Here is a 9118-nt window from a genome sequence, read left to right as displayed (position 1 = left end):
TAAATTTCCAAATGGATGGGGCCACCTTTGATTGGGTATTTACTTTTTTGCCTCTAAACAGGGAAGGTGAGTAAACTGAAAATTATGACACTATTTATGCAACACTAGTGAAATTGTTATTACTTTTAATTCCGCAGGCTGAATACACTCCGCGCCCGGTGGGGTGCCACTTTCCAGAAACAAAAAACTTTGAAAGCAGCCTTATTTTTTCATTAATTTATGAACTGTAACTAGTACTTCATCAAGGACTTCCATATCGCCTTCTTGAATACGATCTAAGACACAGCCTTTTAGGTGGCCTTCGAGTAAAATTTTGCTCACACTATTTAAAGCGGATTGGATCGCAGAAATTTGTGTAATGACATCGTCACAATACGTATCCTTTTCAATGAGCCCTTTAACCCCACGAATCTGGCCTTCGATTCGATTTAATCGACTCACTAGGTTCTTCTTTGTCGTTTCAGAGTGGTGACTTTTTCTTTCATGATGGGGAGAACAACAATCTTCTGAAAGCTCTTCATTCAAAATATTCTCTTCACTCATCTTCAAACCCCCTTCTCATTAAATTCAATTTACCATACCCCCCTACTGTATGTAAAGCCATTAGTTTATGTTGTCACAATTATTACAAATTATTCTTTCCAAACAAAAAAAGAGATAGAAAAAGACATGTTCACTTTCTATCTCTAGATTGTTTTTTATAAATCCGCAGCATTAATACACTCCGCGTCCTGTGCGGTGACAGCTGAGGTTACTTTTCTCCTTGCTCCAGCTCACGTCTCACTTACCACCAATCCCAAAGAAGTCTCCGTCAATTCATGCTTATTTTAAATTTCATTAAAAATATCTAACTCTAGTAAATTGACCGAAGTTTAACAACATTCATCTTTTTGATCTTCATCTGTGCGAAACAGACAGCAGAGTTCTTCAGATAAGAGATGATTGACTTCCTTTTGATTTAATTCGTAATAACTCCAGGTACCCTTAGTCATTTTATTGACTAGCCCTGCGTCTAAGAGGATTTTCAAATGATAGGATAGCTTTGATTGTGGCATCTCCATGATTTCGGATAGATCACAAACACAAACATTTCCTTTGTTCACAATCTCATTCATGATTTTAAGCCTTTTTTTATCTGCTAATGCTTTAAATTTCAATTCATATTTCTCAAATGTAGCTTCAAGTGAAAGGTTAGATTCTTCGATAATTGGACGTGTATTCAACTCCGTCACCACCATTTCGTTATATCTATTTTTTTTGATTAATTTAATTGTATTATACAAAAATTTATTTTTCAAATAGTGAAATCTATTCGATAAAAAAAAACGACCCTCTCCAAAGAGGAATCGCTATAATTATTAAGCACCTATCTCGTTTTGTAGATTCTCAATGCCAAATCGGTTAATGAATTTCCAAAAGGCTTCACGGCGTTTTCCGTGTTCCTTGTATACGTCTAGAAGTCGATCAACTGTTTCGAATAGCTCTTCTGGACTAAGGCTTTCTCTAAATTTCATCGCGGTTCTTGCGTTCTCTCCAGTAGCTTTCCCACCTATATATACATCATAATGATTCTGCACTTTGATGACACCAATATCATTGATAAGCGGTTCTCCACAAGCATTTCGACAGCCGGTATAAGCTGGACGAAGTGGCCAAGGCACAACTCTCCCCGCAATTCGTTTATTAAGCTCTATCGCAACAGGCATTCCTTCTTCTTCTGCACCTTTGCAAAAACCACAGGTACGAAGACTTTTCACATAGGGACCAACTGGGTACGTCACCAATCCCACTTTTTCAAATTCAGCTTTGACATGTTCAAGTTGACTCTCTAGAACTTCAATATATAACTGTTGGAAAGTTGTTAATTCGACTTCACTGTCTTCTTTAATATACTTAGCCAGAGTAATAAGCTGAGGTGCTGTTAATTTAGCCCCAAATCCTATACCTGCATTTACAGCAACTTTGATTGTTTTCTCGTTTACATCCATCTTTCCATACCCCTTTTTTATCATCTTTCATTAAAAAGTCTGTCTAGATTTCTTTCTTGAAACGATCATAAGAATAAGTCCAAAACAAGCTATTACAGTGAGAATGAACTTCCCTTCAGTTGTCCACTTAGTGACATGATACACTGAATACGCTTCGATCACTAGTGCAGGAATTTTCCCAATCGAGCTTGCCATAAAGAAGATCATTCCACTCACTTCTCCCATTGCTGCAGCAAATGTGATTACACCTGAGGGAACAAATGGAAGCAGCCTTAACATCATAATTGTACCAAAAGCATCCTTCCCACGAAGCTTTAATAGCTTTGACACCCATTTGTAGCGTTCAATCTTCTGGACAACAACTCTCTTCAAGCCTTTACGGTAAATCCAAAAAGAAAGACCAGCACCAAGGGATTCACCTATAAAGGAGACTAGCATTCCTTCCCAAAACCCGAACACAATTAGATTAGCAGCCGTGAGAAAAAAACTAGGAATCACACCAAAAATACTAATCAACAGATTTATACAAATACTAATCGCAATAGCCACTTGTTCATATAAAAGCAAAAATTCAATCACACTCTCTTGCATTCGTTCCCTCCAACAAAAAATAATGAGAATTACAACCTCGATTATGACAATTATAATAGATAGTTGGATTTTTTCACATTCTCGCATGAAGCCGATGTCTTGACTTATGAGAAGATGATTCATTATAATCCATTTAGTTAACTTAGTTAACTATTATCTATATAAATATTTCATTTTTCGTATCAAAGGTAAAATAGGAGGATATACTTCATGCTTTCCAGGAATGAATTAATCGATGAAGTGGAGAAACAATTTCGTTTTTCTATTAGAAAAATGAGACAGGAGATCAATGAATTATTTAAGAATGAAATCACAAGTAATGAATTTGCGATTCTTAAATTTCTAGCACAGTCTGGTCCACAGATTGCATCAAGTATTTCTAAAGAATTCCATGTTTCCGCTAGTCATATCACAAATGTGACCGATAACTTGGTCAAGAAACAGCTCATTTCACGTGAACGTTCACTTACTGACCGCCGTGTCGTTCAAATCATTATCACTGAAACAGGAATTGACTTAGTGAATCGATTAGAGGAACGCAAACGCGAATTTCTACACACTAGATTTAATCAGTTATCAGATGAAGAGCTTCAGCAATTAATTACTTTATTTAAAAGGATATCAGCAATAAGCGAGTAAGCTACATCGTTTCATGAATGAAAGATAGGAGGATACTATGGAACATTTAGATCAAAAGAAAAAAGTCATTATTATGATTGCTATTATGGCTGCCATGCTTTTTGCAGCATTGAATCAAACGATTGTCGGAACAGCATTACCAAGGATTATCGCTGAACTAGGTGGAATGGAGTATTTCAGCTGGGTGTTCACTATTTACATGCTGGCATCAAGTATAACTGCCATTCTTGTTGGAAAGCTTTCTGATATTTATGGACGAAAGCCTTTTATCTTAATTGGGATTGGGGTATTTAGTGTCGGTTCGTTTTTAGCAGGGATGTCTGACACGATTGGGCAGCTTATTGCATATCGTGCGATTCAAGGTCTTGGTGGTGGGATGATTATGTCTACCGCATTTACTGCTGTTGGTGATTTATTTGCGCCACGTGAACGTGGTCGTTGGCAAGGAATCATGAGTGGAGTTTTTGGTCTAGCGAGTGTTTTTGGTCCAACCTTAGGTGGTTGGATTGTAGATAATGCAGACTGGCACTGGATTTTCTGGGTGTTCCTTCCTGTCGGAGTCATTGCCTTTATCATGATTCTAATGATGTTTCCAGCATCTGATCGAAGGGAACGAGAACCGGTTGACTATATGGGGTCATTATTTTTAACCTTAACGATTATTCCATTACTGCTTGCCTTTTCATGGGGAGGTTCACAATATGCGTGGGCTTCACTAGAAATCATCGGATTATTTGTAGGAACAATAGTCGCACTACTCATTTTTATTTTTGTGGAGCGAAAAGCAAAGAGTCCTGTCTTACCACTTCATTTATTTAATAATAGTATTTTCACCCTCTCAAACAGTATTGGATTCCTACAAGGAGCCGGAATGTTTGGAGCGATTATGTATATGCCTTTCTTCGTCCAAGGTGTCATCGGAACCTCAGCTACAGCTTCAGGGCTAGTGATGATGCCAATGACATTAAGCATGGTGATTGCTAGTGCAGTTGGTGGATCGATCATTACTAAAACTGGAAAATATAAAAAAATGGCCTTACTTGGTTTGATTATCATGGCTGCAGGGATGATTTCAATGACCTTCATGGGTACGAACTCAACAAACCTAAATGCCGTCATTCATATGATTATTGTTGGTACTGGATTAGGAATTAGCTTCCCAGTGTTTACTTTAACGATCCAAAATGCTGTAGAGCAAAAGCTGCTGGGTGTCGCAACTGCCTCTTCTCAGCTATTCCGCCAAATTGGTGGTACAGTTGGTGTTGCGATTATGGGAACGATTATGGCAACTCGAATGCAAACCAAAATGGAGGATTTAGCTAGTGAATCAGGTGTAAGTATGGATGGAATGGCAAATGTAGATCCTGCTGTTGCTGCAAACCTTGAGCGATTGCAAAATCCTCAAGTATTGATGGATCCAGATCAACTTGCCGAAATCCAAGCAAGCCTTCCAGAACAACTACAAATGATGTTTGATCAACTTGTTATGATGCTAAGAGAATCCTTAAGCTACGCCTTAACAGGAGTATTCTTAATTGGTGGATTAATCGTGGCAGCTGGAATCATCTTAACAATCTTCTTAAAAGAGATTCCACTACGTCAGTCAAACGAGGATCCAGAGAAGACTCCATCAGACTCTTGATTTACCACAAAAAAGGATGGGTCTCCCCCATCCTTTTAATATTCAGTCGTAATGATTGGTGTTCCGATTGTTACTTCAATCGTTGATGATGCTTCAGTTGTTCTCATACCTAATTGAAGGTTCATTTCGTCCTTGCCGTTTGTCATGGTCTGTGACTCAATGTTATTAGAAAAAGCAGAAATCGAGATAAACTCCCTTTCAGACAGTCCTTCAATGATTTTTCCATCAACGCTTTCGATAAGTCGATTAGCCTTTTCTTCTAGTTTAATGTCATCTTTCAACGCTTTTCCTCTAATCGTATAGAACATTTCGCTTCCTGAAAACAAATCACTATATTCATTAGTTACATACGATTGTTGCTCATCTGTCCATGCTGTTCCCGTTATTTCATTTGACCGATTGATTTCATATTGCCCTTGATAAGGATAGGCAGTAATTATTAATTTCTCCTTTATTCCTATCTTTTCATTTTCCTTCATTCCAGTGATGACATAATGATGATCAACTTTCTCTTCTTCCTGCTGCCAGCTAAATTCCGGATAATCTTTGATGATTTGTTCAAAATACATGTTCATCTCTGTTTGACCTTCTACATATTCAATATGACCTCTACTGTAGATTGTCCATTGATTTACTTCGACTGCATTGTCCTCTGCCATTGTCATTAATGTATGTAATGTTTCGTATTGTTCATTTCCAAATACATGCTGATAAAATCCAAATAGAATTGATATTGACAGACTTATTGAAAAGAATTGTTTCATATCCCCTCACCTCTTTAACAAGAATAGACAAGAATACGAGGAATTATACATAGAAAATAAAATTCATATTTTATAAGATTTTGAAAGATTATCATTAAATAACGATTAATAAACGGTATAATGGGAATAAATATGTATGGAAGATTTTCCACTATTAGGAGGAAGGAAATTGAGCAAATCGAAGCTGCATTTTTGGACACTTCAACTTTTATTTATCCTACTTATTGTTTATGTAGGTTCAAAGGTGTCTTTCTTGTTTCAACCCATTATTGTTTTTAGTTCTACTCTCTTTTTGCCAATTATGATCGCTGGTATTCTATTTTTCATTTTTAACCCGATCGTTAAATTGATAGAAAGAGGGAAAGTACCTCGAACAGTTGCCATTCTGATTCTTTATTTATTGTTTATCAGTCTACTAATTTCACTTGGATCCATTGTTGGGCCAATTGTGTCTGAACAGATTGCTGACTTTATCCGAAATGCACCAAGGTACGCAAGAGCCATCCAAGAATTTGCAAATGACCTATCGACTGAATCCTGGTTTACTTGGGTAATGACTCAGGAATATGTTTCTATTAATCAAATTGAACAGGGCTTTCTTAACTTTGTCCAAACGATTCCAGATAATATTGCAGCAAGTGTAGGACAGGTATTAGGTGTCGTCACTAATATAACGCTAATTATTATTACTGTACCGTTTATTCTATTTTATATGTTAAAGGACGGTCATCGCTTTTCCGACACTGCTATTAAATTCTTTCCTACGTCATTACGTAGTGAAGGACTTGTTATTTTAAAAGATCTTTATGAAACTGTTTCAACCTACATTCAAGGTCAAGTCATTGTTTCCCTTGTGGTCGGGACAGGCTGTTTTATTGGTTATTTGATCATTGATTTAAAGTATGCACTTGTGCTTGGGATTATTGTGGCAGTGACCAATATCATTCCATATGTTGGGCCATTTATTGGCGCAGCACCAGCCATTATCGTAGGCTTACTTGATTCACCAACAAAAGCAATTGTTGCAGCTATTGTTGTATTGATTGTTCAACAGCTTGATGGAAATGTCCTATCACCATTAATTATTGGAAAACGATTAAATACACATCCGCTAACGATCATCTTACTATTAATTGGAGCAGGAAGCTTTGGCGGTATCATCGGAATGATTATTGCCGTACCTACTTATGCCGTCTTAAAAGCAGTCGTGTTACATGTTGTTCGTCTTATAAGATTACAAAGAAAGTATAAAGAAGATATCATTTTAAAAGAATAACAAAGGTGGGGCTGTACGTGGAGAACTCTAACATGCAGCCCCTTTCCATTTGACTTAATGAGTAAGTAACTCTATACTTTTTATGACCACTCGGTCATAACTACTCCAATTAAGGAGGTGACTAACATGAAGGAAAAAGATAAAGTCATCATTGAAACTGCGATTAAATTATTTGCGCAAAAAGGCTATACAACTACATCCATTCAAGAAATTGCAGCCGAAAGCGGTATTTCAAAAGGCGCTTTCTATCTACATTTCAAATCAAAAGACGCATTAATGCTTGCTATTCTCGAATATTATTATGAAAAGCTACAATCTTCTATTTTCAAGAATCAGGATTCTTCTTTAGAACCTAAAGAAAAATTCGCACAAGAACTGATTGCATTGTTAAATTCATTTCTTGAACATAAGGAATTTTTTATTATGCAATCTAGAGAACAAGCCATTCCAATTAATGATGCAGTGAAGGCTTTTATTTTAAAAATGCATGAAGAATCACATGACTTTTATCAAGATCGAATTAAATCCATCTATGGGAAAAATATCGAGCGTTACTTATGGGATTTATCAATGATTCTTGATGGATTATTACATTCTTATATCCGACTTTTATTATTTGGTCAAAGTCAGTTCCAAACATCTGAAATTATTCATTTCATACTTAAACGATTAGATGATATCGCGCAGGGGATTACAGCGGATAAACCCTTAATGTCTACTGAGCGTATTGAATCCATTATGGCAAAAACAAAGAACGCTCTTCTTAATGAAGAACCTACAATAGATAAGCTTCTTACACAATTACGCAAGCAGATTGGCACAATTGATGCAAATGATGATTTACTCGTATCACTTGAGGTGCTAGAAGCAGAAATTAATAAGGAATCTCCTAGACTACCGGTCATACAAGGAATGCTATCCAATTTCACATCACACCCGCAACTCGACAACTATCGAAAAGAAATTGCGGCTTTGTATGATGTTAAAATATAACCTTCACAAAACGTTCATATTTTGAGCGTTTTTATTTTTGTCCAATTGACCTAGTAGTCATTAAAACAGTATACTAATTATGACCAGTTAGTCATTTTTCAAAAAAGCGAGGGATCGACATGAATAAGGACATTCCCAAACAAACTGACAAAGCTAAAAAGAAACCAAGTATCACTGAAATCGTCAAGAAATTAAAGGAACAAGGAGTCAATGCACAAATCATTAAGAAGCATCAACTCCTACACTAAAAATGAGGGGCCGCCAACTGAACGAACCCCTCATTACTTATTTTCTTAATTATTGCCTAAAAATGTTTCAATCGTATACGCCTCTTCTAATTCACTTAAAAGACTTGAATATTCAGTACTCATTCTTTCTTCTAAGATGGCCTGCTCTACTAGTTCTTTACTATCCTCAAAATTAGCTTCTTTTGCTTCCTTCTTATCAGTTACTTTAATAATGTGATAACCAAACTCTGTCTTCACTGGCTCACTCAATGTATCAATCTCTAATTCAAATGCGACATTTTCAAATTCCTCAACCATTTTACCTTTCCCAAAATAGCCTAACTCTCCACCCATACTAGCGTTTGACTCGTCTGTAGAATATTCTTCAGCTAACTCTGCAAAGTCTCCACCTTCATTTAACTTGGCCAGTACTTCGTTTGCTGTATCCTCATCATCGACTAATATATGACTCGCTTCAATTTGTTCTTCCTGGGCATAGCTGTCCTTGTTTTCTTCAAAATATGTTGTCATTTCTTCCTCAGTAATCGTAATTCTTTCTTTTAAGAGCTTTTCTGTAAGAAGATAGGATTTCACGTCTTGTCTAAGTGCACCGATTGAAGCACCACTCGATGCTAATACAGAGTTAAATGCCTCTTCTCCACCGTATGAATTGATCAATGTCTGCATTTCTTCTTCTATTTCATCACTTGACACTGTTATTTTTTGTTTTTCTGCCTCAAGCTCAATTAATTTAGTTGTAATCATCGTATCTAGAACGGTGCTCCCATACTGCTCTAGCAATTCAGCTGATAGTTCAGCCTTTGTGATGGAAGAACCAGCAACGCTTGCTACAACCTCTCTTTTCATAAAAAATGCACTCACAATGATTCCAATTACAAGCACTGTGATAATCGATAAATATACTTTCCGTTTCCTTAACTCTTTTAGCATCATATACTTCCCTTCTATCATTAACATACGTTTAATCTTACCCTGTA

11 protein-coding genes are annotated in these 9118 nt (G+C 36.5%); 5 read left to right on the top strand and 6 right to left on the bottom strand.

Annotation, left to right across the window (positions count from 1 at the left end; translation table 11 throughout):
• Nucleotides 1–201: 201 nt before the first annotated feature.
• From F7888_RS18105 to F7888_RS18090, 4 genes are all read right to left on the bottom strand, one after another.
• Nucleotides 202–543: a metal-sensitive transcriptional regulator gene (locus F7888_RS18105; RefSeq protein ID WP_191781938.1), complete on the bottom strand. Its 342-nt coding sequence runs from the start codon at nt 541–543 to the stop codon at nt 202–204.
• A gap of 329 nt (nt 544–872) precedes the next feature.
• Entirely contained in the window at nt 873–1223 is a 351-nt protein-coding gene (locus F7888_RS18100; RefSeq protein ID WP_225228876.1) for an ArsR/SmtB family transcription factor, read from the bottom strand.
• A gap of 135 nt (nt 1224–1358) precedes the next feature.
• Entirely contained in the window at nt 1359–1988 is a 630-nt protein-coding gene (locus tag F7888_RS18095) for an NAD(P)/FAD-dependent oxidoreductase (protein WP_191781936.1), read from the bottom strand.
• Nucleotides 1989–2018: 30 nt separating this feature from the next.
• The gene (locus F7888_RS18090) at nt 2019–2579 is read right to left on the bottom strand and encodes a TVP38/TMEM64 family protein (RefSeq protein WP_191781934.1); all 561 of its coding nucleotides are present in this window, start codon (nt 2577–2579) and stop codon (nt 2019–2021) included.
• A 210-nt stretch (nt 2580–2789) separates the two neighbouring features.
• Between F7888_RS18090 and F7888_RS18085 the strand changes: the two genes are divergently transcribed.
• Both F7888_RS18085 and F7888_RS18080 read left to right on the top strand, forming a co-directional pair.
• Nucleotides 2790–3218 carry a MarR family winged helix-turn-helix transcriptional regulator gene (locus tag F7888_RS18085; RefSeq protein WP_191781932.1) on the top strand — a complete coding sequence of 143 codons (429 nt, stop codon included), beginning with the start codon at nt 2790–2792 and terminating at the stop codon, nt 3216–3218.
• A 37-nt stretch (nt 3219–3255) separates the two neighbouring features.
• Nucleotides 3256–4860: an MDR family MFS transporter gene (locus tag F7888_RS18080; RefSeq protein WP_191781930.1), complete on the top strand. Its 1605-nt coding sequence runs from the start codon at nt 3256–3258 to the stop codon at nt 4858–4860.
• A 35-nt stretch (nt 4861–4895) separates the two neighbouring features.
• Here the strand turns inward: F7888_RS18080 and F7888_RS18075 are convergent, their stop codons facing one another.
• Nucleotides 4896–5624, bottom strand: a complete 729-nt coding sequence (locus F7888_RS18075) for a YwmB family TATA-box binding protein (RefSeq protein ID WP_191781929.1) — start codon at nt 5622–5624, stop codon at nt 4896–4898.
• A 169-nt stretch (nt 5625–5793) separates the two neighbouring features.
• Between F7888_RS18075 and F7888_RS18070 the strand changes: the two genes are divergently transcribed.
• The 3 genes from F7888_RS18070 (at nt 5794) to F7888_RS22865 (ending at nt 8141) form a co-directional block, all read left to right on the top strand.
• A complete protein-coding gene (locus F7888_RS18070) occupies nt 5794–6900 on the top strand; it encodes an AI-2E family transporter (RefSeq protein WP_191781927.1) in 1107 nt (368 codons plus the stop codon).
• Between the two features lie 126 nt (nt 6901–7026).
• Nucleotides 7027–7893, top strand: a complete 867-nt coding sequence (locus F7888_RS18065; RefSeq protein ID WP_191781925.1) for a TetR/AcrR family transcriptional regulator — start codon at nt 7027–7029, stop codon at nt 7891–7893.
• Nucleotides 7894–8012: 119 nt separating this feature from the next.
• Nucleotides 8013–8141: a hypothetical protein gene (locus F7888_RS22865; protein ID WP_263601214.1), complete on the top strand. Its 129-nt coding sequence runs from the start codon at nt 8013–8015 to the stop codon at nt 8139–8141.
• 45 nt (nt 8142–8186) lie between these two features.
• Here F7888_RS22865 and F7888_RS18060 read toward each other — a convergent pair whose 3' ends face one another.
• The gene (locus F7888_RS18060) at nt 8187–9074 is read right to left on the bottom strand and encodes a foldase protein PrsA (protein WP_225228875.1); all 888 of its coding nucleotides are present in this window, start codon (nt 9072–9074) and stop codon (nt 8187–8189) included.
• Nucleotides 9075–9118 lie beyond the last annotated feature (44 nt).

Source organism: Litchfieldia stipae (genome assembly GCF_014837155.1).
Lineage (GTDB): Bacteria > Bacillota > Bacilli > Bacillales > Bacillaceae_L > Litchfieldia.
The sequence above is the reverse complement of the archived record's forward strand: the minus strand, read 5'-3'. Positions and strand labels throughout refer to the sequence as shown.

Coding starts and splice junctions, on each gene's coding strand:
- F7888_RS18085 (WP_191781932.1), top strand. CDS start 2,790: ATGCTTTCCAGGAATGAATTAATCGATGAAGTGGAGAAACAATTTCGT.
- F7888_RS18065 (WP_191781925.1), top strand. CDS start 7,027: ATGAAGGAAAAAGATAAAGTCATCATTGAAACTGCGATTAAATTATTT.
- F7888_RS18080 (WP_191781930.1), top strand. CDS start 3,256: ATGGAACATTTAGATCAAAAGAAAAAAGTCATTATTATGATTGCTATT.
- F7888_RS18075 (WP_191781929.1), bottom strand. CDS start 5,624: ATGAAACAATTCTTTTCAATAAGTCTGTCAATATCAATTCTATTTGGA.
- F7888_RS22865 (WP_263601214.1), top strand. CDS start 8,013: ATGAATAAGGACATTCCCAAACAAACTGACAAAGCTAAAAAGAAACCA.
- F7888_RS18105 (WP_191781938.1), bottom strand. CDS start 543: ATGAGTGAAGAGAATATTTTGAATGAAGAGCTTTCAGAAGATTGTTGT.
- F7888_RS18060 (WP_225228875.1), bottom strand. CDS start 9,074: ATGATGCTAAAAGAGTTAAGGAAACGGAAAGTATATTTATCGATTATC.
- F7888_RS18090 (WP_191781934.1), bottom strand. CDS start 2,579: ATGCAAGAGAGTGTGATTGAATTTTTGCTTTTATATGAACAAGTGGCT.
- F7888_RS18095 (WP_191781936.1), bottom strand. CDS start 1,988: ATGGATGTAAACGAGAAAACAATCAAAGTTGCTGTAAATGCAGGTATA.